The sequence below is a fragment of the Plantactinospora sp. B24E8 genome, from assembly GCF_039871735.1.
In the GTDB taxonomy this organism is placed as follows: Bacteria; Actinomycetota; Actinomycetes; order Mycobacteriales; family Micromonosporaceae; genus Plantactinospora.
Genome location: NZ_JBDPMH010000008.1, coordinates 73,217 through 94,246 on the forward strand (window position 1 = coordinate 73,217; position 21,030 = coordinate 94,246).

Sequence of the window (21,030 nt, forward strand, 5' to 3'; positions counted from 1 at the left end):
ACGACGGAGACGGGGTCAGATCAGCGACCGCTCATCTGGCCCGCGGCGTTGAGGTAGGCAAGGACGGCGAGGACGCGGCGATGGCCGCTGTCGGTCACGGCGAGGCCGAGCTTGGCGAAGATGTTGCCGATGTGTTTGTGGACAGCGTTGTCAGTGATGACCAGCTGCGTAGCGATCGCGTTGTTGTCGTGACCCTGTGCCATCAACGCGAGCACCTCGCGTTCGCGGGGGGTGAGAGCGGCGATCGGGTTGCCGGCGCGTTGGACGAGCTGCGCGATGACCTCGGCATCCATTGCGGTACCACCGGCCGCAACACGGCGTAGCGCGTCGACGAACCCGTCCACCCGGCTGACCCGGTCCTTCAGGAGATAGCCGACGCCACCTCCGGCGGTGGAGAGCAGCTCGGCGGCGTACTGCTGCTCGACGTACTGCGACAACACCAGGACTGGCAGGCCGGGATGCTCCCGGCGGGCCTGCAGGGCGGCTCGGATGCCCTCGTCGCGAAACGAGGGCGGCAGCCGTACATCGACGATCGTGACGTCCGGCCGGTGCTCCCGCACGGCGGCGAGGAAACCCGCCGCATCCTCGGCGACGGCGACTATCTGGAAGCCCACGCGGCCCAGCAGCAGTTCCAACCCGGTGGACAGCAGCACGTTGTCTTCGGCGATCACCACCCGCACGGCAGCTCCACGGTGATGGCCGTCGGCCCGCCGGCCGGGCTGTCGACCTCGACGGTGCCGTCAAGCGCCAGTACCCGGCGACGAATGCCAGCTATGCCGGTGCCCCGCCGATCGTCGGCGCCGCCGGTGCCGTTGTCAGTGACCAGCACCGACAACCGGTCCGCGGTGCGGCTGACCCGTACGCCGGCCGCGGTCGCCTGGCTGTGTTTGGTGACGTTGGTGAGTGCCTCCGCGACAGCGAAGTAGACGACGGCCTCCACGGCGGGCGGCACCCGTTCGAGTTCGCCGATGTCCAGCCGAGTTGGCACCCCGCAGCCGGTGGTCACGGCGGTCAGGGCTCCGTCCAGGCCCCGGTCGGCGAGAATAGGCGGATAGACGGATCGGATCACCTCGCGCAGTTCGGTCATCGCCTCTTCGGTTCCTTCGTGTGCGTCCCGAAGAAGTCCTTCCACGAACTGCTCGTCTCGCGGATGGTCGGAGAACGCCTGCCGGGCCACGGCCAGCCGCATCGCGATGGCCACCAGCCGGGCCTGGGTGCCGTCGTGCAGATCGCGTTCGATCCGGCGCAGCTCCGCGCCGTGAGCGTCGAGCACGTCCGCGCGGGTGCGAGTCAACACAGCTACACGTTCGGCAAGCTGTTCGCTCGTCGAGTGCGACAACACCACCAGGCAGATCCGGGCATGCGCGCGAGCGATCGGCGGGAAGCCCACGTACGCCAACGCGGTGAGCAGGAGGATCTGCAGTGAACCGAGGGTGAGGGCAGTCGTCCAGCCGGCCACCGGAACGTCGATAAACAGCCGTGGTCGATCCTCCAGCCTGAACACCCACCATAGCGGCGTGGCGATCACGGCGACGACGATGTTGCCCACGCACAGCAGCGCGGGCAGGCCAAGCACCACCCCGGTCATCACGTTCACCGGCAGCCACAGCAGGGCGCGGGAGGTACGGACCGTGGCCGGATCGGCCCATGCCCCGCCTCCCGTCGCGCGCAGAGCAGGACGCGACGCCAACGGCGCACCGAGCAGCCGGCCGGCGCGCTCACGGTGCCAGTTCGCCCAGCGCCGGGCGAGCCGCGGGATCCACAGCAGGGGCAGCGCGAGCACCGTCGCGACCCCGGAGAGTAGCGAGCCCAGCAGGTACACCCCGCTCCGCCGCACCTGCACCAACCGTCGACCCGACGTCACAGGATGTCGTTTCCCTGTACCCGCCGAGGAAGCTCGCCTTGCCCACACGGCGTCGAGTTTGCCCGGCGGGCACCGCCGATGCCATGACAGTCAGTCAGCGACACAGCAGATCGGTGAGCGATGTAACGAAGATCGCAGCTCAATTGGTTCGGCATCATCCACCGCGATAACCCACAGCGCCAGCCAAACGCGAGCAGGCGAGCCCCGCTGCCAAGATCAGCTCGTCCTTTCTGTCGCGATCCGGTGCCCGACCGACCCTACCGATGACTCACCGTGAGCATCGGAAACGAAACGGCGCGGGCGTTCGCCGCAGGATATCGGCGCGGTTGACGCTCTGACGCGTGTGCGTCTGGCGTACCTGGCCCCGCACCGGGAACCGTACGCCGACAACCGGACGACCTGCGGTACCTGCGGGCGGCGCTGGCCCTCTGACCGTCGCGGTGCCGCTGTGGTGCCCGAGCCGGCGACGGTCGGGCGCCACAGCGGTCGCGCGCGGTGGCGGCTCAGTCCTCCAGCCGGTCGTCCCGGCATTTGCGCGGGGCGGAGACCGGGTTGCACCGTACCGCGTTCCCGCCGGGCAGTTGGGCGACGAAGTCGCTGTCGTAGCGGGCGGCCATGCCGACCGACGGGAAGTCGGTGGTCACCAGTTGCGCACCGCTGGCCAGCGCGGTGTCCAGGCGACCGAACTCCTCGTTCTTGACCGTGCTCAGCGGCTCGTCCGACCGGGTACGCACCAGGTAACCCCGACTGACCAGATCGCGGATGACGGCCTCGTTGGCGCCGCGCGGGTCGTTCACCATGGTGATCGCCGCGTCCGGGTCGCCGGGGTTGCCCCGGGTGAAGACGGCCCGTCCCGCCAGGTTGGGGTGTCCGGCCAGGTACATGTCCCGGATCGGGCCGGGTCCACCGTTGTCGAGGAAGAACATCACCTTGCCCCGCGCCCAGTCCAGGGTGGGCCAGCCGTACCGCAGCACCGACTGCTCCAGCGTGAGGCCCGGCCGGCGCAGGTCGTCGGCGGTGATCAGCGCGTTCTCGGTGAAAACGGAACGGATCTCCCGGTCCAGGTCGTCGAGGAGGGCGGGGGTCCACGCCGGGCTGACCGCGCCGCCGGCCTGCTCCAGCCGGTCGTCGGTCTGCTTCAGTTCGAGCTGGAGCAGGATCGGCGAGTGGTCGGGGTTGGCCCTGGACCACTGGCGTACCTGCTGGAGGCAGGCGACGAACGTCCGGCAGGTCGTGTTGTAGTCGATGTCGGCAACGTGCAGCACCTTCATGCCTGGTGCGGCCATCGCCGGGTCGTCGATGGGGCCGAGCCCGGCGAGCTTCCGGGCGAGCGGGTGACGGTAGAGCCCGCCCTGCGGGTCGGGCAGCAGGTCCAGTTCGAGGCCACGCATGTGCTGCGCACCGAGCAGGTCCGGGATGGCCGCGTGCGAGTAGAAACCCCAGGTCGGATACGTCGGGTCCATGGCAACCGACGAGGCCAGCTCCGCGTCCTGCATCTCCCGGTGGTACGCGTTGTGGGCCCCCATGAACTGGAGCTCGTTCATTCTGACGTCGCCGGCCTTCGCGGCGGCGGAGGCGGAGCCCGCCCCCTGTACGACCCCGGTCAGGGCACTCGCGGTGACGGCGGCGGCCACGACGGCGGCGGCGACGGCACCCAGTCGGCCCACGGACGTCAGACGTTGTTTCCAGTGACTCATCGGCCCAGACTGGGTGATTTCGGTGTCTCCATAGTGACCGGTAACCACAGGTCGACCGGACACCTCATGAACCTTGGACGGTGAGCGGCAGCGTCCGCCGGGTCTGCCCAAGCGCTCTGACCATCGTCCCCGATCGTCGCGCGACGGGGCCGCGCACCTGGCGCCCCGGCGGTATCGTGGTCGGCCGTGACCTCCGTCAGGCGTGTGGTGTCCATTGTTGTCGTGGTGGTGGTGCTGGCTGTCGCCGCCGTGGTGGGTGCGGTGCTGATCCGGCGGCAGGTGGTCTACGGAACCGTCCTTGACCGCTCGTCGACGTCTGCCACCGTGGAGGTCGGCGACCGGTTCACGCTCAAGGTGCGGGACCGTGGACCGTCGGTGGGGGACAGCTGGTCGGCGACGACCGAGCCCGGCGACGTGGTGACGCTGGTCGGTGACGAGCTGATTTCGGACAGCCCGATTGACCGGATTTTCGGGGCGAACGATGGCGGCGGGGCCGGCCAGCACTACTTCCGGTTCGACGCGGAACGGGCCGGACAGGTGACGATCACCCTGACCAACTGTGTCCGTGGCTGCCAGACCGAGCGGACCAGGGCGGCGTCGGAGACGCTCACCTGGACGGTGACGGTCTCCTGAGGCTCAGCCCGGGTGCTGAGGCTCAGCCCGGCCTGCCCGCTCCCGCCTGTCGGCGGGCGGCCAGCACCATCGCGACGTTCTCCAGCCAGCGGGCCACCGTCTCGTCGTGGTCCGGGCCGGGATCCTCGACCGAGGCCGCCGCGAGCAGCCAGGTCGAGGCGAGGGCGGCCTGTTCCGGCGTCGGCAGCGGCTCCGGCAGGGTGACCGCGTAGCCGATCCCGCCTCTCCGGACCACCTCGGCCAGGAAGGTCAGCGACCGGGGCAGGGTGCCGACCCGGTCCGCCGCCAGTGCGGCGGCCACGGTCGTCTCCCCGGCCGGGCTGCCACCCGCCGTCAGTCCGGCGACGAGCGCCGCCGGCACGTCGATCGTCCGGAGCTGGTCCTCGTCCAGCCGTTCCGACGTCATCGGATCCCTCCTCACTCGGGCAGCCGGACGCTGGTGAGCTCGTTCGGCACGCCGTTGCCGATCGAGTCGAGCCGGCCGTTGACGAAGTCGTCCTCGTTGACCCAGACGGTGTAGCCCCACGGGTTGTAGACCTGGAGCCGGTCGCCGTCGTGCCCGATGACCATCATCTGGTGGCCGCCGTCGTCGTCGTGCGTGGAGAACGGCACCGCATGGCCCTCGTCCACGGCCCGCTCGATCTCCGGGAGCACCGCGCGCCGCTCGTCGGCGTTGTCGACCGCCCGGTTCTCGTAGTTCGCGCCGGTGTACGCGCCGATCTCCTCGTCGGCGATGGTGGCCGACTGGTCGTTCCGCATCCCGTCACTGCCGATCAACGGCAGGTCCTGATACCAGGAGCGGCCGCCGTCGTAGACCCGGACCTGTTCGTCCCGGAGCCGGTCGGCGAAGGCCTGGCCGTTGTCGTACGCGGGGTCGCCCGGGTGGCCGCCGGTGGTGAGTTGCAGCGCGTACAACGGGTCGACCTGGGCCCGGGCGGTGACGGTCGAGGAGGCCACGCAGGTCGGATACTGTCCCTGCGTCCACTCCTGGCCGTCGAACGTGGTGCTCTGCTGCCCCGGGGCCATCGGGCCGCCACCCAACGGGTTCAGGTGTGCGGCGAGCCAGGCCGGGTCGTCGCCGTACGGGCCGATCAACTGGTTGAACTCGGTGATCTTGTTGATGTCGTGTCCGGCGGCCAGCGCCCGCATCAGGTACGCGCGGTGTTCGGGGCTGCCCGCAGCGGCGAGCAGTTGCGTCATCCGGGCCCGGTCCGCCTCGCTGAGCCCGGCGAGATTGTCGGCCGCCCGGTCGGCCATCGAGGCGGAGAGGATGGCCGAGTCCACGCTGTCGCCGGTGCTGCCGGCGTCGGCGAGCACCAGCTCGTCCAGGGGGGAGAGCGGAGCGTCGGACAACCGCTGCAACCGGGCCTGCGAGGCGAGGTCGTGGAAGGTACTGGCGACCTCGCGGGACGTCTCGGCGAGGGCGCTGTGGGCGGCGACCCGGTCGCCGATCCCGCCGATGGCGAGCTGCTGCGCCCGGTGCATCTTGTCGCCGTCGTAGTTCAACGGGTCGATGAACGGGCCGGCGGTGATCTCCTCGGTCAGCCCGTACGCCTCCTGCAGCGGCGGTATCCCGTCGCCGTCCCGTTTCTGCGCGACCTCCAGGGCGTCGGCGAGCCTGAACAGCTCCTTGGCGATCCGGCCCAGTGCGCCGACGCCACGCTCCAGTCCGCGTTCGGCGGCGGCGAGCGCATCGGTCGCGGCGACCTGGGTCTCGCCGGCCCAGACCGCGGGCAGCCGCTGCCGCCGGATCTCACCGACCACCATCAGCGCCGCGTCGAGGCTCTTCTCGGCCCGACTGAAGTCGCCGGCAAGTGACTCCAGACCGGACGGGTGGCCGCTCGGCCCCGGCACCTGGATCGCGTTGCGCAGCGAATAGTGCAGGGCGCCCGCGTTCCACATGCCGTTCTGGTCGGCGATGTCGTCCTGGAGTTGCTTGAGTCGGGGCAGCGGGGTGTCGTCCGTCATCGCGGGCCTCCACCGAACCGGTCATCGGCGTTCTGGTCGGACCGCTCGTAGTTGGCGGCCGCCTTGTCCATCGCGTCGGCGAGTTGCCGGAGGACCTCGACGAAGTCGCCCAGTTCCGCCCACCAGTCCCGGGAGACGGCGACGTAGCCGTCGAAGCTGCCGTACTGGTCGAAGCCGAGGGGCTGGCTGCTGGACTGGGTGGCCAGGCTGTTCTCGATCGCCTCGAGGACACCACCCGCCGCTTCGTCCCGTAGCCGTTGCGCCGCCGCCCGCAACTCGGTCGTATCCACCCTGACCATCCGGCCGCCTCCCCTCGTCCGGTGAGCACGATAGCGCCCGACGGCACTCCGGTGGGGCCCCGCAGATGTCTGCGGGACGGGAAACCTATTGGCCGGTTGTCCCGTCGATCCGTTCCCGGATCAGGTCGGCGTGGCCGTTGTGCCGGGCGTACTCCTCGATCATGTGGACGTAGGCCCAGCGCAGGCTCAGCACGACGGTGCTGCCGTCGTCCCGGGTGCGGTGGAAGGTCTCGTCGAGGTCGCGGTCGGCGGTCGTCCGGCGGCTCGCCTCGACCTCGGCCAGGAAGGTGGCGAAGTCCGCCTCCGGATCGGCCCCCGGCACGTCGTCGAAGTCGCCGTCCGGGTTGTCGTCCGACCAGTAGAGGGTGTCGATCGGCTCGCCGGCGAAGTGGATCCGGAACCACCAGCGTTCCACCTCGGCCATGTGTCGGACCAGTCCGAGCAGGGTCAGGTTGGCGGGTTCGACGCTCGCGGTCTTCAGTTGCTCGGCGGTGAGGCCGGCGCACTTGAGCAGCAGCGTCTGTCGGTGGTAGTCGAGCCAGCCGTCGAGCATGGCGCGCTCGTTGCCGACGTACGGAGGGCTGGTGCGGGTGATGGCCGGTGCGGTCCAGGTCATCCGGCCATGATGGCGGCTGACCTTTCGGACCGCAATCGACTGTCGACTGTGGGCGGTTGTCCGGACGGGGTCGCGCGGAGCATCCGGTTTGTGATAGTTCTGTGGCAGGCCGGTAAGGCGGGTCCGGTCCGACCCGCAGATGAGGCCCGGTTCCGGGACAGAGTCCGGACACCTTCACCTGTGGGCTTCATAGACAAGCCTGTCCTGGTCGCGATGTGACGTACGGCGATCACGCGACCACACTCGCCCGCGCCCCGAGATGGGAGCAACGGTTCCCCGGGGCGCCCAGCGGACAGGAGTGACCCATGCACTCATCACATCCGAGCAAGGTCTCCACGCTGCGCGGACAGCTTCTCGGCCAGCAGTTACGGGCGCTACGGGAGGAGATCGGGCTGACCATGGAGGAGGCCGCCAGTTATCTCAACCGCGACCGGTCGGCGCTCGGCCGCTTCGAGCGGGCCGAGTGGCCGTTCCCGCGTCCGGACGTCCGGCTGCTGCTCGACTTCTACGGCGTGGTGGACCGGGAGATCCGGGAGCACTTCATCCGGCTCAGTGAGGAGGTCGGCCGACGTCACGAGTGGGAGACCGAGTTCGACGACGCGATCTACGACCGGAGTTTTGTGGACCTGCCGTGGCTGGAGGAACGGGCGAAGGCAATCCGGACCTTTGACGTCAGCTACCTGCCGGGCCTGCTCCAGACTCCGGCGTACGCCGCCGCGATCCTCCGCGTGGTGGAGGGCGACCAGCCGACCGATACGCAGATCGACCGCTGGGTGGCGATGCGGCTGGCCCGGCAGACCGTGCTCACCGGGCCGAAGCCGACAACGCTGACGGCGGTGGTCGCCGAGGCGGTGCTCCGGGCCCGGATCGGCGGCGACCAGGTGACCCGGGGCCAGCTCGACCACCTGCGCCACCTGGGCCGGCAGCGCAACGTCGAGGTCCGGGTGCTGCCGCTCGCGCTAGGCGGTGACGCCGGGGCATTCGGTCCGTTCCAGCTCTTCGAACTGCCCAACCCGTTCCCGCCGGTGGCCTATGTAGAGCATTTGGGAGGCCGACTCTTCCTGGAATGGCCAAAATCGACCAAGTTCGTTCAGGCGTACGATCGGCTCCGTGAGGTCGCGCTCCCCGAGCGCGAGTCCACCGAGCTGATCGCGGCGATCGCGGAGGAGATCTGATGGACGACCTGACCGGGGTGAAGTGGCACATCAGCACCCGCAGCAGCGGCGCCGGCGGCAACTGCGTCGAGGCCGGTCCACTGCCGGACGGCACTGGCCGGGTGGCGGTCCGGCACAGCCGGGACCGGGACGGTGCGGTGATCGTCTACACCCGGGCCGAGTGGGACGCCTTCCTGGCCGGCGCCAAGGACGGCGAGTTCGACTTCTGACCCCGATCGACGGTCAGTCTCTGATCCCGCTCGACGTCGAGTCGGATACCCGACGGGAGGCGGCGCAGGCCGGTCCCGTCGGGTATCCCCGGCTGTGGGGCGCCTGGACGACAGGACGCTGAGCCAACCGATCCCGGGAAGGGCTGATCGGGTGTCGCTGACGCTGCGCGCGACGGACGTCGCCGGACCGACCCGCTGGCGCTGGCTGCTGGTCGACACCAACACCGGCCGGTCCCTCGCCGACCACCAAGTCAAACTCGACCCACACGCTACGGAGTACGAGGCCTTTACCGACCTGGCCGGCTACCTGCGCCGCAACCGACTGCCAGACGACCGGATCGGCAGCGAGACGGCGATCGTCTCCCGGATCAGTCGCTGGATCGGCGAGCAGGTGCTCGGCGCCGGGCTCGGGCGCCTGCTGACCGGCACCGTCCGGGTGGTGGTCCCGCCCGAGGCGGACTTCCTGCTGACCCGACCGCTGGAACTGGCCGAGGTCGAGGGTCGGCCACTCGCCCGGCGCGGAGTCAGTCTGGTCTTCGAACTGCCGGGTGGTGAGCCCCCGGTGGCGGTCGGCAGACAGCCGGTCGGGGAGACGCTGCGGATACTCGCGCTCTTCTCGCTGCCGAGCCGGCACGCGGTGCTCGCCCTGCGCCGCGAGCGCCACGAACTGGCCCGTACCGTCCGGGAGATCGCGAGCCGGTCCAGGAAAGCGATCGAGTTGCGGGTGCTGCAGTACGGCGTCACCCGGGACCGGCTCGCCGAGACGGTCGAGGAGTACCCGGGTTGGGACATCCTGCACGTCTCCGGCCACGGCGCGCTCGGCACCCTGGCCTTGGAGCAGGCGGACGGCAGCCCAGACGAGATCAGCACCGCCGAGCTGGTGGAACTGCTCCGCCCGGCCCGGGAGCGGTTGAAACTCGCCGTACTCGCCGCGTGCAGTTCCGGGGCGGACGTCGCGGCGAGCACGCTGCGGATGCTGGACCTTGACGCCGCCGCCGACCAGGTCGAGGAGGCGGGCACCGCCGACCAGGCGGAAACAGCGGGTGGGGCTGTCGGCAACGGGCGGGGGCGGACGGTCGCGGTCGGACTCGCCCGAGGGCTGGTCGAGCAGCTCGGGGTCGCGGTGCTGGCGATGCGTTATCCGGTCGCCGACACGTTCGCGGTCGAACTGAGCCGCGAGCTGTATCCCCGGCTGCTCGGTGCCGGGCAACCGATGGACCGGGCCACGGCGATCGCCATCCCGAGGGCCGCCGGACAGACCCCTTCCCTCGTACGGCCACCGCTCTCGATCGGCATTCCGGCCCTGTTCGGCGCCACCGCGGTCGGCCTGCGGGTGGCGCCACCCGCAGGCGAGGTGCACCTCGACCCGTACTCCGAGCGGATGGCGGGCTTTCCGGACGAGCCGGAGCGGTTCGTCGGTCGTACACCGGCACTGATCGCGGCCAGCGGGGTGCTCGCCCCACGCAGCGGTCGGACCGGAGTGCTCTTCCTCGGCATGGCCGGAGCGGGTAAGACCTCGTGTGCCCTGGAACTGGCCCACCAGCACCGGGACCGGTTCCAGCGGCTGGCCTGGTGGCAGGCGCCCAGCCAGCCGGACGCGTTCGGCCAGGCGCTCAGCAGTCTCGCGTACGCGGTCGAGAGCCAGTTGGGTATCCCGATGATGTCGGCGGTCGGCAGCGACACCGAACTGCGCCGATACCTGCCCCGGCTGCGGACGTTGCTGCGGGACAACGCCCTGCTGCTGGTGTTGGACAACCTGGAGACCCTGCTCTCCGAGGCCCGCACCTGGCGGGACCCGAACTGGGCGCCGCTGGTCGAGACGCTGCTCGGGCACGGTGGGCTCTCCCGGGTGGTGCTCACCAGCCGGGTCGTACCGGCGGGCCTGGACGGTACCGACCGCCTGCTGGGGTTGCCGACCCACGCGCTCACCCTGGCCGAGTCGGTGCTGCTGGCCCGGGAGTTGCCGCACCTCGGTCGGCTGCTGCACGAGGAGCCGGTGCCGGACCGGTCGGCCGCCGAGGTGGCGGCGGACCGGAGTCTGGCCCGCCGAGTGCTCGACGTGGTGCAGGGGCACCCGAAGTTGCTCGAACTCGCCGACGCGGCGGCCGCCGACCCGGCAGGGCTGGCGGCGCGGCTCGTCGCCACCGAGGCCGCCGGCCGGGACGCGCCGGTGGCCGCCTTCTTCGGCAGCGGCAGCAGTGAGCTGGGCGGGGACGAGTACGTCAACCTGCTCGGTGCCTGGACCCGGTCGGTGCTCGCCGACCTGCCGCCGCCGGCCCGTGGCCTCGCCGAGCTGCTGGCCCTGGTCGAGGACGAGGACCGGCTGTCCCCGGTTGTCGGGTCGGTCTGGTCGAGCTTCTGGCGGCGGCGCGACGGCGGCGCGGCGGTTCCGCTGGACGAGGCGCTGACGGCGCTGATCGGAGCCGCGATCGTGGCGATCGAAGCAGACGAGCCCGGAACCGTGGCCGGCGAGCAGCACCCGACCGACGATTCGGAGCCGGCGACCGGATACCGGCTGCACCCGGGGGTGGCCGAGGCGATCCGCGCCGATGCCGACGACGGGGTCCGGCCACTGGTGGACAACCTGCTCGCGGACTTCTGGACCGAGGTGTTCCAGCACGCCGTCCGGCGCGAGCACCGAGGTGAGCAGGCCAGCGCACTGGTGGCGCGGGCCGGGCTCGCCGCCACCCCCTATCTGCTGCGCCGGGGGCGCTGGTCCGAAGCAGGACGGATGGTCGAGCAGGTTGGTGAACGGGACAGGTCGCCGGCCATCACCCGCCGTGGGCTCGGTTACCTGCGCGAGATTCTGGACGGGGACACCGATCCCGACCAGCGACTGGCCAACGACGGAATCTACGCCAAGCTGCTGGCCCGGGTCGATACGCCGGCCGCACGGGTACAACTGCGTCGCGTGATCGACAGGGCCCGGGCTGCCGGCGACCTCGCGACCGCCGCCACGTTCGCCAGCGACCTGGTCGACCTGCTGCGCAAGACCGGCCAGCTTCCGGCGGCTCTGGAGGTGGTCGCCGAGTCGGCGGAGCTGACCCGGCGCGCCGGGCTCGGGCCCTGGACCCAGGCGGCGTGCGAGGGCCGGCGACTACAGGTGCTGGGCCAGTCGGGCCGGTACCAGGAGGTACTCGAACAGACCGAGGCGCTGATCGCCCGGCTGGACACCCTGCCCGTCGAGCTGGACCACACCGAGCATGTGCACCCGTTCAACGTCCGGGAGGCGTCGCTGTCCATCGCGGCCCAGGCCGCCGTCGGTCTCCAGGACTGGGAACGGGCCCTCGACTTCCACCAGCGGCGGATGGCGAGCATGCGGGCCCGGGGTGCGGGCCCGCACGAGCTGGCCCAGATGGCGTTGAACGGATACGGCCCGCTGTTGGAGCTCGGCCGGTTGACCGAGGCCGAGTGGTTGTTGCAGCACTGCGCGGCGGTGTTCGAGGCGGCCCACGACAGTTACGAACTGGGCAAGGTGGCAGTGGCCCGGGCCGCACTCGAACACCTGCGGGGTCGCCCCGGCGAGGCGGTGACCAAGGCCCACACCGCGCTACGCCTGTTCTACCGGCGTCCGGAGCCGAATCACCTGGCGATCGGACACGACAACCTGGCCAGCTATCTGGACGACGCCGGGCAGCCGGCAACCGGGACGGTGGCGCACCATCTCGCCTCCGCGCTGCTCGACCGGGCCAGTGGCCGGTCCGGCGGCTACCAGGGCAGCGTGCGCAAGCTCCGCCAGGCTCTGGTCACGGACGGCGGGGCGGTGCTGCCGGCGGACCTGACGGAACTGACCCGGCGGGTCGAGGAGGTACCGGGCGTGCGGTTCGGTGCGGTGTTCGCCGCGCTCGTACCCGAGCCGCAGCGGCGGGACGCGCTCTTCGCCGAGGTGGTCGACGACCTGGCCGGGGAGTCCGGGACGTCAGGCTGACGGCGGGGGCGGTCAGCGGGTGAGGGTGCGCCGGGCCACGGTCAGCAGCGTGCCGTCGGCCCGGGTCCCCTCGATGGTCACCTCGGCGTTCCGCCCGTCGTGACACAGGGTGCTCACCGCGTTGCCGAAGTACGGCCCGTCGAGCCTGCGCCACCGGACCGGCGGACGACGTACCCCGGCGGTCCGGGCCAGTGCCTGGGCCACCACCGACACTCCCCGCCACCAGCCGACCCGCAGCAGCGGACGCATCAGCGCCGGGATCTGGTTGTGGATCGGCGAACAGGTCAACTGGTGCACCGGGGTGGCCAGTCCGCCGGGGAACCGGGCCCGGGCCACGTACGAGTGGTGCACGTCGCCGGAGAGCACGCTGATCGACGCCGGCGGCGGGTACGCCGGACCGGTGCCGACCCGGTCACCGGCTCGGCCCGGCTCGCCCGCGCCGAGCCGGGCGAAAACCATCGCGAGGGCGTCGAACGACCGGCGGAACGCGGCCCAGTGCTCCAGGTCGAGGGCCCGGCGCAGCCGTTCGGAAAGCGCCGCCACCCGGGGGCGGGACGAGTCGGCGAGTCGCTCGTTCCACGACTCCAGGTGGTGGATGCCGGGCGGGAGCAGCCACGGCAGCGACGAGCCGACCACCAGGTGGTCGTAGTCGCCCTGCACCTGGTTGGTGAACCAGGCCCACTCAGCCGGCGGCAGCATCGCCCGGTGCGTGCGGTCCAGTACCCGGCTGCCCCGGTTGTCCAGCACCACCAGCCGGGTCCGGCCGACGTCCAGCGAGTAGCTCCACTGGTAGCGCCCGGCCTGCGTACGCTCGTCCGGCCGTTCGCCCCGGCCGAGCGCGGCGTCGTAGCCGAGCGCCTCGGCGTCGACCTGCTCGCCGAACGCCCGCAGCACCTCGGTGGCGTCGCCGGCGGCGACCACCTTGGCGTAGACCGGGTCGGCGGTGATCTCCTCCGGTTCGAGGTTGCCGAGGTGCTGGTAGACCCAGTACGACGCCAGTCCGCTGGCGATCCGCTCCGACCACCAGGGCTGCCGGTGCACCTCGGTGCGCCACGGCGCGGAGGTGTTCCAGTCGTCGATGATCTCGTGGTCGTCGAAGATCATCACGCTCGGCACGGTGGAGAGGAGCCAGCGGATCTCCGGATCCCGCCACGACTCCAGGTACAGCTTCGTGTACTCGTCGAAGCTGACCACCTGGTCGGCCGGGGCGTCCGTACTCCGGTTGCGCCGCCGCCGTAGCAGCTTGCGCACCGTCGGCGAGGTCTGGTCCGCGTACACCTGGTCGCCGAGCAGCACCAGCAGGTCGGGCCAGTCGGCGGTCTCGTCGGGCGCGGCCATCATCCGCCGGGCGTACGCGTCGAGCGCGTCCGGCGGCAGCCGGCGCGCGGTGGCGTGCTGGGTGGTCTCCCGGCAGGAGCCGAAGACCAGCCGCACCGGCGGGTCGTCCTCGGCACGGGTCCGGATCACACTCGGCGGAAAGCGGGACTCCGGCTCCGGCCAGACCGGCTCGTCGTCGAGGAGCACCTGGTACGTGCTGGTCGTACCGGGGCGCAGACCGTCCACCACCACGATCGCGTAGTGGTGGTCGAAGGCGGAGAAGGTGGTCGCCGCACCGGCCGCCCCGTCCGGGGTACTGACCCGGACCACGGTCGGTGCGCTGGTCTCCACCCAGACGGTGGCCCGGGTACCGACGACCCTGCGCAGCACCGGGCCGATCAGCAACCGGGGAGCTGGCCGGGAGCTGGACATCGACGACCTCCGAGCGGACGAGGAGTGGTGGACGCATCCTCCTACCCGGCCCGCCCGTGGCGCTACCGGTGATCAACTGGTGATCTACGTCGCCACCGGCGGCGCCGCCCGGGAACCACGGCACGGCACCGCCGGTCAGCCTACCGGCGGCGGATCGGCACCGGACGGGTACGGCGATCGCGCCCGGACGTTCGGCGCCGGACCGGATCTGACAGGATCGGCCGTATGGACAACCTCCTCGTCATGTCGATCGTGATCGCCGTACTGGTGATCCTCGCGGTGGGCCTGACGGTCGGCGCGGTGGTGACCCGGCGTGGCCGCCGGGCGGCTCCGCCGCTGCCGCCGATTCCCCCGGCGCCGCCGGTGCCGCCGGTACCGCCGAGCGAGACGGCGGCCCCGCCGGCCGAGGCGCACGCGCCCCCGGTCGAGGCGCCCACGGCCCCGCCGGTCGAGGTACCGACGGTCGAGGCCCCGCCGGCTCCCGCGCCTCCGGTACGGGAGCGGCCGGAGCCGACCGCGGGCCGGATGGTCCGGTTGCGGGCCCGGTTGTCCCGGTCCCAGAACGTCTTCGGCAAGGGGCTGCTCAGCCTGCTCGCCCGCGACCACCTCGACGAGGACGTCTGGGAGGAGATCGAGGACAGCCTGATCGGCGCCGACGTCGGGGTGGAGGCGACCCGGGAGATCGTGGACCGGCTGCGGGAACGGGTCGCCGTGCTCGGCACCCGGACCGCCACCGAACTGCGTACCCTGCTCGCCGACGAGCTGGTCACCGTGCTCGACCCGAGCCTGGACCGGAGCCTGCGGGCGACCCGGGACGGTGGCACCCCGGCCGTGCTGCTGGTCGTCGGGGTGAACGGCGCCGGCAAGACCACCACCTGCGGCAAGGTCGCCCGGGTCCTGATCGCGGACGGTCGTACCGTGCTGCTGGGCGCCGCCGACACGTTCCGGGCCGCCGCCGCCGAGCAGCTCACCACCTGGGCCGGCCGGGTCGGCGCCGAGGTGGTCCGGGGCCCGGAGGGGGCCGACCCGGCGAGCGTCGCCTTCGACGCGGTCCAGCGCGGCATCGAGACGTCGGTCGACACGGTGCTGATCGACACCGCCGGCCGGCTGCAGAACAAGGTCGGCCTGATGGACGAGCTGGGCAAGATCAAGCGGGTGGTCTCCCGGCACGGGCCGGTGGACGAGACCCTGCTGGTGCTGGACGCCACCACCGGGCAGAACGGCCTGGAGCAGGCCCGGGTCTTCACCGAGGTGGTGGACGTCACCGGCGTCGTGCTGACCAAGCTCGACGGCACCGCCAAGGGCGGCATCGTGATCGCCGTACAGCGCAAGCTCGGCATCCCGGTCAAGCTGGTCGGCCTCGGCGAGGGCCCGGACGATCTCGCCCCCTTCGATCCGACCCAGTTCGTCGACGCGCTCCTCGGCACCGAGCCGCTTGGCGTCGACGCGTAGTCTCGGGGGACTCCACAAGCCACGCGCCGGCTCCGGGCCGGCGGGTGGCGAGTGAACACCCGCCCGCCCCGGGCGGGACCGTGGTCAGTGCACTTGCCGCTTCCTGCCGCCAGGCGGGACCGTGGTGGGTGGGAACCAGCGCCGCTCCTCGGGAGAGACGTACGTGACATCGCAGGAGATCCCGCTGCACGGCGGGAACGTCAGCACTGTCGTGCGGGTGGGCGACACGGTCCGGCGCAACGTCGGACCGTGGACGCCGTCGGTGCACGCCCTGCTGCGCCACCTCGAGTACGTCGGCTTCACCGGGTCGCCGCGCGCCCTGGGAATGGACTCCCGTAACCGGGAGGTGCTGTCGTACCTGGAGGGGGAGTGCGGGGAGTACCCGCTCGCCCCGCACTGGGTCACCGACGAGGCGCTGGTGACCGTCGCCACCATGCTGCGGATGTTCCACGACGCCCAGTACGGCTTCCAGCCGCCGCCGAACGCGGTGTGGCGCTCGTTCGGCCCGCCGCCGCCGGACACCGAGGTGATCTGTCACCACGACGCGGCGCCGCACAACGTGATCTGGCGTCCGGACGGCACCCTGGCGCTGATCGACTTCGACCTGGCCTCGCCCGGGGCGCGGATCTACGACGTGGCGTACGCGGCCTGGACCTGGGTGCCGCTCTTCTCCGACCGGGACTCCTACACGCTCGGCTGGAAACGGCCGAACCGGCCGCGTCGGCTGCGGCTGTTCGCCGACGCGTACGGGCTGATCCCCCGGGACCGGCACCGGCTGGTCCGGACCATCCGCAAGCGGATCGTCGACCACGTGGAGGGGATCCGGCGGATGGCGGCGGCCGGCGACCCGGCGTTCGTCCGGATCGTGCACAAGGGGCACCTGCGGCGGCCGATGCGGGACCTCCGACTGCTGGACTACGAGCGCCACACCCTGGAGTACGCGTTGCGGTGAGCCGCGTCGCTGTCCGTACATGAGTGGTGGACTATTCGGCTGGTATGCCCCTGTCCGTTCCACCGACAGTGCGGACTTCTTCACACGTTGGAAACAACCCGTCACCCGGAAGAAACCGAGCGGGCACCACGGGTGAAACAGCCACGCACGAAGCTTCCGCGCAACCGGCGTACGGGCGATGCTGCCTCGGTGGGCCGGGAAGGAGGGTAACCAACCTTAGGAGGCCAGCGTGCCTGAAGCACCGACCGTCCACCCCGGCAACACAGTATGGCTGCTGGTGTCGACGGCTCTCGTGTTGCTCATGACGCCCGGTCTGGCGCTGTTCTACGGCGGCCTGAACCGGTCCAAGGGCGTGCTCAACATGATGATGATGAGCTTCTCCGCGATCGGGCTCATCTCTGTTCTGTGGTGGTTCTACGGATTCAGCGTCGCGTTCGGTTCGGACGTGAACGGTTTCTGGGGCAACATTTCGCAGTACCTCGGCACCAAGACCTTCCTGGCCGAGACGGACCTCTGGGGCGCGACCGCGGAGAACCCGAGCGGGATCGGCGTTCCGCTCTACGTCTTCATGGCCTTCCAGATGGTCTTCGCGGTGATCACCGTCGCACTGATCAGTGGCGCCATCTCCGACCGGGCCAAGTTCGCCGGCTGGCTGCTCTTCGCCTTCGGCTGGGCCACCCTGGTCTACTTCCCGGTGGCGCACATGGTCTGGGGCGGCGGCCTGATCGGTGGCGGTGACGGCAACATCAAGGCGCTGGACTTCGCCGGTGGTACCGCCGTGCACATCAACGCCGGTGCCGCCGCGCTCGGCGTGGCGCTGGTGCTCGGCAAGCGGCTGGGCTGGCCCAAGGAGGTCATGAAGCCGCACAACATCCCGCTGGTCGCGCTCGGCGCCGGCCTGCTGTGGTTCGGCTGGTTCGGCTTCAACGCCGGTTCGGAACTCACCGTCGACTCGGTCGCCGGCCTGGCCTTCATCAACACCCAGCTCGCCACCGCCGCCGCGGTGCTGGGCTGGATCTTCGTCGAGTGGATCAAGGGTGGTAAGCCGACCCTGGTCGGCGCCTCCTCCGGCGCCGTCGCCGGTCTGGTCGCGATCACCCCGGCCTGTGGCTTCATCGCCCCCTGGGCCGCGGTCCTGCTCGGCCTGGTCGCCGGTGCGGTCTGCGCGCTCGCGGTCAGCCTCAAGTACAAGCTCGGCTACGACGACTCGCTCGACGTGGTCGGGGTGCACTTCGTCGGCGGCTGGATCGGCTCGCTCTGGCTCGGCCTCTTCGCCACCAACAGCGTGAACGCCGCCATCGGCGACGTGATCGGCGCCTCCGACGGGCTCTTCTACGGCGGCGGCGCGACCCAGCTCGGCCGGCAGGCCCTGGCGGGTCTGATCGTCACCGTCTGGTCCTTCGCCATCGCCTGGCTGCTGGCCTTCATCATCGAGAAGACCATCGGCTTCCGGGTGTCGAAGGAGGCCGAGGTTGACAGCATCGACATCGCGGAACACGCCGAGAGCGGCTACGACCTCTCCACGGCCTCCGGCAGCGGCGGCGCCTTCGCCATGGCCGGAATCGGTACCCCGAACAGCAGCACGCCGGCCGAGGAGCCGGCCGCTCCGGTCAGCGAGAAGGTCGCCGGTTAAGTTTCTCCGATGGAGGGGTTGGACATGAAGCTGGTGACTGCGGTCATCAAGCCGTACCAGCTGGACGCGGTGAAGGAGGCCCTGCACGCCCTCGGCGTGGCCGGCCTGACCGTCAGCGAGGTCCAGGGGTACGGACGGCAGAAGGGCCACACCGAGGTGTACCGGGGTGCCGAGTACACCGTGGAGTTCCTGCCGAAGATCCGGGTCGAGGTGCTGACCGACGAGATCGACGTCGACAAGGTGGTCGACGCGGTCGTGACGGCCGCCCGTACCGGCAAGATCGGTGACGGGAAGGTGTGGGTGACCGCCGTCGAGGACGTCATCCGGGTCCGTACCGGTGAACGCGGCCTCGACGCGCTGTAGGAGACCAACTCGATGAGCAGGGGACCCGCGCCGGTGACCGCCGGTCACGTCGACCCCCGGCCCCCGCTCATCGCCGGCATCGGCGCCGCCGCACGCGAACAGCGTTCGGCGGCGCTCGACGTCTGGCTGGCCGGGCTGCTGAACAAGGGACTCGCCGAGGCCGGTCCCGGCGCGGCCGGCACCACCGGCGATCACGGTGACCCCGCCGACGTACGCGGAATCGCCCTGGTCGCGGTCGGCGGCCTCGGCCGGCGGCAGTGCGCCCCCTGCGGCGACCTGGACCTGGTCCTGCTGCACGCCGGGGTGCCCGGAATGGACGAGCTGGCCGCCGCCCTCTGGTATCCGATCTGGGACGCCCGGCTCGGGCTCGACCACTCGGTACGGACCATCCCCGAGGCACTCTCCGTCGCCCACGACGACGTGAAGGTCGCGCTCGGGCTGCTCGACGCCCGGTACGTCGCCGGCGACCGGGCACTCGCCGACCAGCTCGTCACCGCCGCCGCCGACCAGTGGCGGCGCACCGCCGTCCGGGTGCTGCCCGGGCTGCGGGAGATCACCACGACCCGCTGGTCGGCCCACGGCGAGCTGGCGTTCCTGCTGGAGGGGGACCTCAAGGAGGCCGCCGGCGGACTACGGGACGTCGGGCTGCTCCGGGCGATCTCCTTCGCCGGGATCAGCGACGCGCTCCGCCCGGCGGTCCGGGCCGCCCACGTACGTCTGCTGGACACCCGCGACGCGCTGCACCAGTCGGTCGGCCGACGAGTAGACCGGCTGCTCGCCCAGGAGCGGGCTGCGGTCGCGGCCCTGCTCGGACTCCGCCAGCCGTCCGGCCCGTCGTCACCCGGCGGAGCCGGCCCGTCGTCAGCCGGGGGTGGCCAGCTGTCGTCGTCCGGCGGCGACGTCGACCCCACCAGCGGCGACGGGGACGCGCTGCTGCGCCGGGTCGCCGGCGACGCCCGGACCGTCAGCCACGCCCTCGACGACGCCTTCCGGGCCGCCGACCGGCTGCGCTCCGGCCGCCGTCGCGGCGCCGACGGCCGGCCGCTGCGCCGCCCGGTCGCCCGGGACGTCGTCGAACAGGACGGCGAACTGGTCCTCGCCCGGACCGCCATCGGCGCCCGCCCCGACCCGAGCCTGTCGCTGCGGGTCGCCGCCGCGGCCGCCAGCGCCCGACTGCCGATCGCCCGGGCCACCTGCGAGTGGCTCGCCGCGTACTGCCCGCCGCTGCCGACCCCCTGGCCCCCGGCGGCCCGCGCCGCGCTGATCACCCTGCTCGGCGCCGGTGCCGGGCTGGTGCCCACCTGGGAAACCTGCGACCGGTACGGGCTGGTTGCCGGCTGGCTGCCGGAGTGGACCCGGATGCGCAGCCTGCCCCAGCACAATCCGGTGCACCGGTACACGCTCGACCGGCACCTGGTGCAGGCCGCCGCCGAGGCGACCGCATACGCCCGGGAGGTGGACCGGCCCGACCTGCTGCTGCTCGCCGCCTTCCTGCACGACGTCGGCAAGGGCCTCGACGGCGACGGGGCCGAGGCGGGCCCGGGCCGGTCGGAACAGCCCGCCGTTCCGGCGGACCACAGCCTGGTCGGTGCCCCGATCGCGGCCCGGATCGCCGCCCGGATCGGGCTGCCGCCGCCCGAGGTGGAGCTGATCGGAAAACTGGTCCGGCTGCACCTGCTGCTGCCGGAGGTGGCGACCCGACGGGACATCGGCGACCCGGTGACCATCACCGGGGTCGCCGAGGCGGTGCAGGACACCACCACCCTGGGCCTGTTGCACGCGCTGGCCCGGGCCGACGCGCGGGCGACCGGGCCGGCCGCCTGGTCGGACTGGAAGGCCCGGCTGATCGCCGAACTCGTCCGCCGGGTGCACACCCGGCTCGACACCGGTCTGCTCCCCGAGCCGCCGGTGCCGGATCCGGCGCTGGTGGCGGGACCGCTGCCGGCCGTACACCTGGAGGGGGACCGGGTGGCGGTGGCCGCCGCCGACCGGAAGGGGCTGCTCGCCGCGGTCGCCGGGTGTCTGGCCCTGCACCGACTGGAGGTGCTGGCCGCCGACGCGTCGATGGTCGAGGACCGCGCCCTGGTCGAGTTCCTCGTCCAACCCCGGTACGGCACCCCGCCGGATCCGGTGGCGCTCGCCGCCGACCTGCGCCGGGCGGTCACCGGCGACATCTCGGTGACCCAGCGGCTGCGGGGGCGTGCCCTCGCCGCCCGGGGCGGCGGTTCCCCGCCCCGGGTGGTCTGGCACCGGGCCGCCGCCACCGACGCGGTGGTCCTGGAACTGCGGGCCGCCGACTCCGGTGGCCTGCTCTACCGGGTCACCACCGCCCTCGACGAGGCCGGTGCCCAGGTCCGGGCGGCCCGGATCTCCACGCTCGGCGGTGACGTGGTCGACGCGTTCTACCTGGTCGGTAGCTGGCCCGACCAGGCCGAGCGGGAGCGGGTCGAGGCCGCGGTCCTGGCCGCCGCCGGGTGACCGCGACCGGTTGA

16 protein-coding genes and 1 pseudogene are annotated in these 21,030 nt (G+C 71.7%); 9 read left to right on the top strand and 8 right to left on the bottom strand.

The annotated features are described in order from the left end of the window. Positions 1 to 20: 20 nt before the first annotated feature. The 3 genes from ABGB21_RS15025 to ABGB21_RS15035 form a co-directional block, all read right to left on the bottom strand. On the bottom strand, positions 21 to 680 hold the full coding sequence (locus ABGB21_RS15025) for a response regulator transcription factor (protein ID WP_347653815.1): 660 nt from the start codon (positions 678 to 680) through the stop codon (positions 21 to 23). After that, the gene (locus ABGB21_RS15030) at positions 668 to 1,822 is read right to left on the bottom strand and encodes a histidine kinase (protein ID WP_347678211.1); all 1,155 of its coding nucleotides are present in this window, start codon (positions 1,820 to 1,822) and stop codon (positions 668 to 670) included. Before ABGB21_RS15030 ends, ABGB21_RS15025 begins: the two co-directional genes overlap by 13 nt. Positions 1,823 to 2,367: 545 nt before the next feature. Then, positions 2,368 to 3,561 (bottom strand): phosphatidylinositol-specific phospholipase C1-like protein, encoded by a 1,194-nt coding sequence (locus tag ABGB21_RS15035; protein ID WP_347678213.1) that lies wholly within the window; start codon positions 3,559 to 3,561, stop codon positions 2,368 to 2,370. Positions 3,562 to 3,747: 186 nt separating this feature from the next. Here ABGB21_RS15035 and ABGB21_RS15040 point away from each other — a divergent pair, with 186 nt between their 5' ends. Beyond that, a complete protein-coding gene (locus ABGB21_RS15040) occupies positions 3,748 to 4,194 on the top strand; it encodes a protease inhibitor I42 family protein (RefSeq protein ID WP_347653818.1) in 447 nt (148 codons plus the stop codon). Positions 4,195 to 4,216: 22 nt separating this feature from the next. Here ABGB21_RS15040 and ABGB21_RS15045 read toward each other — a convergent pair whose 3' ends face one another. The 4 genes from ABGB21_RS15045 to ABGB21_RS15060 form a co-directional block, all read right to left on the bottom strand. Beyond that, complete coding sequence (locus tag ABGB21_RS15045) at positions 4,217 to 4,600, bottom strand: hypothetical protein (RefSeq protein WP_347653819.1); 384 nt, start codon at positions 4,598 to 4,600, stop codon at positions 4,217 to 4,219. An 11-nt stretch (positions 4,601 to 4,611) separates the two neighbouring features. Then, positions 4,612 to 6,162 (bottom strand): hypothetical protein, encoded by a 1,551-nt coding sequence (locus ABGB21_RS15050; RefSeq protein ID WP_347678215.1) that lies wholly within the window; start codon positions 6,160 to 6,162, stop codon positions 4,612 to 4,614. Continuing rightward, the gene (locus tag ABGB21_RS15055; RefSeq protein ID WP_347653821.1) at positions 6,159 to 6,461 is read right to left on the bottom strand and encodes a type VII secretion target; all 303 of its coding nucleotides are present in this window, start codon (positions 6,459 to 6,461) and stop codon (positions 6,159 to 6,161) included. The genes ABGB21_RS15050 and ABGB21_RS15055 overlap by 4 nt, the downstream gene beginning before the upstream one ends. An 85-nt stretch (positions 6,462 to 6,546) precedes the next feature. After that, a complete protein-coding gene (locus ABGB21_RS15060; RefSeq protein WP_347653822.1) occupies positions 6,547 to 7,077 on the bottom strand; it encodes a DinB family protein in 531 nt (176 codons plus the stop codon). A gap of 305 nt (positions 7,078 to 7,382) precedes the next feature. Here ABGB21_RS15060 and ABGB21_RS15065 point away from each other — a divergent pair, with 305 nt between their 5' ends. From ABGB21_RS15065 to ABGB21_RS15075, 3 genes are all read left to right on the top strand, one after another. Next, positions 7,383 to 8,252 (top strand): helix-turn-helix transcriptional regulator, encoded by an 870-nt coding sequence (locus ABGB21_RS15065; RefSeq protein ID WP_347678217.1) that lies wholly within the window; start codon positions 7,383 to 7,385, stop codon positions 8,250 to 8,252. After that, the gene (locus tag ABGB21_RS15070) at positions 8,252 to 8,461 is read left to right on the top strand and encodes a DUF397 domain-containing protein (RefSeq protein ID WP_347653824.1); all 210 of its coding nucleotides are present in this window, start codon (positions 8,252 to 8,254) and stop codon (positions 8,459 to 8,461) included. The genes ABGB21_RS15065 and ABGB21_RS15070 overlap by 1 nt, the downstream gene beginning before the upstream one ends. A gap of 151 nt (positions 8,462 to 8,612) precedes the next feature. Beyond that, positions 8,613 to 12,389 carry a CHAT domain-containing protein gene (locus ABGB21_RS15075; protein WP_347678219.1) on the top strand — a complete coding sequence of 1,259 codons (3,777 nt, stop codon included), beginning with the start codon at positions 8,613 to 8,615 and terminating at the stop codon, positions 12,387 to 12,389. Positions 12,390 to 12,401: 12 nt separating this feature from the next. On the opposite strand, the gene ABGB21_RS15080 is transcribed toward ABGB21_RS15075, so the two are convergent. Next, positions 12,402 to 14,138 (bottom strand): alkaline phosphatase D family protein, encoded by a 1,737-nt coding sequence (locus tag ABGB21_RS15080; RefSeq protein WP_347653828.1) that lies wholly within the window; start codon positions 14,136 to 14,138, stop codon positions 12,402 to 12,404. Between the two features lie 225 nt (positions 14,139 to 14,363). On the opposite strand from ABGB21_RS15080, the gene ftsY reads away from it, so the two are divergent. From ftsY to ABGB21_RS15105, 5 genes and pseudogenes are all read left to right on the top strand, one after another. Next, positions 14,364 to 15,590, top strand: a complete 1,227-nt coding sequence (ftsY, locus tag ABGB21_RS15085; protein ID WP_347653829.1) for a signal recognition particle-docking protein FtsY — start codon at positions 14,364 to 14,366, stop codon at positions 15,588 to 15,590. Between the two features lie 121 nt (positions 15,591 to 15,711). After that, the gene (locus ABGB21_RS15090) at positions 15,712 to 16,542 is read left to right on the top strand and encodes an aminoglycoside phosphotransferase family protein (protein WP_347653830.1); all 831 of its coding nucleotides are present in this window, start codon (positions 15,712 to 15,714) and stop codon (positions 16,540 to 16,542) included. Positions 16,543 to 16,771: 229 nt separating this feature from the next. Then, the gene (locus ABGB21_RS15095; protein ID WP_347653831.1) at positions 16,772 to 18,175 is read left to right on the top strand and encodes an ammonium transporter; all 1,404 of its coding nucleotides are present in this window, start codon (positions 16,772 to 16,774) and stop codon (positions 18,173 to 18,175) included. A gap of 24 nt (positions 18,176 to 18,199) precedes the next feature. Then, positions 18,200 to 18,538 carry a P-II family nitrogen regulator gene (locus tag ABGB21_RS15100; protein ID WP_331216035.1) on the top strand — a complete coding sequence of 113 codons (339 nt, stop codon included), beginning with the start codon at positions 18,200 to 18,202 and terminating at the stop codon, positions 18,536 to 18,538. 75 nt (positions 18,539 to 18,613) lie between these two features. Further along, positions 18,614 to 21,016, top strand: a pseudogene (locus ABGB21_RS15105) ([protein-PII] uridylyltransferase); the annotation flags it as partial. Positions 21,017 to 21,030 lie beyond the last annotated feature (14 nt).

Coding starts and splice junctions, on each gene's coding strand:
- ABGB21_RS15035 (WP_347678213.1), bottom strand. CDS start 3,561: ATGAGTCACTGGAAACAACGTCTGACGTCCGTGGGCCGACTGGGTGCC.
- ABGB21_RS15045 (WP_347653819.1), bottom strand. CDS start 4,600: ATGACGTCGGAACGGCTGGACGAGGACCAGCTCCGGACGATCGACGTG.
- ABGB21_RS15050 (WP_347678215.1), bottom strand. CDS start 6,162: ATGACGGACGACACCCCGCTGCCCCGACTCAAGCAACTCCAGGACGAC.
- ABGB21_RS15055 (WP_347653821.1), bottom strand. CDS start 6,461: ATGGTCAGGGTGGATACGACCGAGTTGCGGGCGGCGGCGCAACGGCTA.
- ABGB21_RS15060 (WP_347653822.1), bottom strand. CDS start 7,077: ATGACCTGGACCGCACCGGCCATCACCCGCACCAGCCCTCCGTACGTC.
- ABGB21_RS15065 (WP_347678217.1), top strand. CDS start 7,383: ATGCACTCATCACATCCGAGCAAGGTCTCCACGCTGCGCGGACAGCTT.
- ABGB21_RS15070 (WP_347653824.1), top strand. CDS start 8,252: ATGGACGACCTGACCGGGGTGAAGTGGCACATCAGCACCCGCAGCAGC.
- ABGB21_RS15080 (WP_347653828.1), bottom strand. CDS start 14,138: ATGTCCAGCTCCCGGCCAGCTCCCCGGTTGCTGATCGGCCCGGTGCTG.
- ftsY (WP_347653829.1), top strand. CDS start 14,364: ATGGACAACCTCCTCGTCATGTCGATCGTGATCGCCGTACTGGTGATC.
- ABGB21_RS15100 (WP_331216035.1), top strand. CDS start 18,200: ATGAAGCTGGTGACTGCGGTCATCAAGCCGTACCAGCTGGACGCGGTG.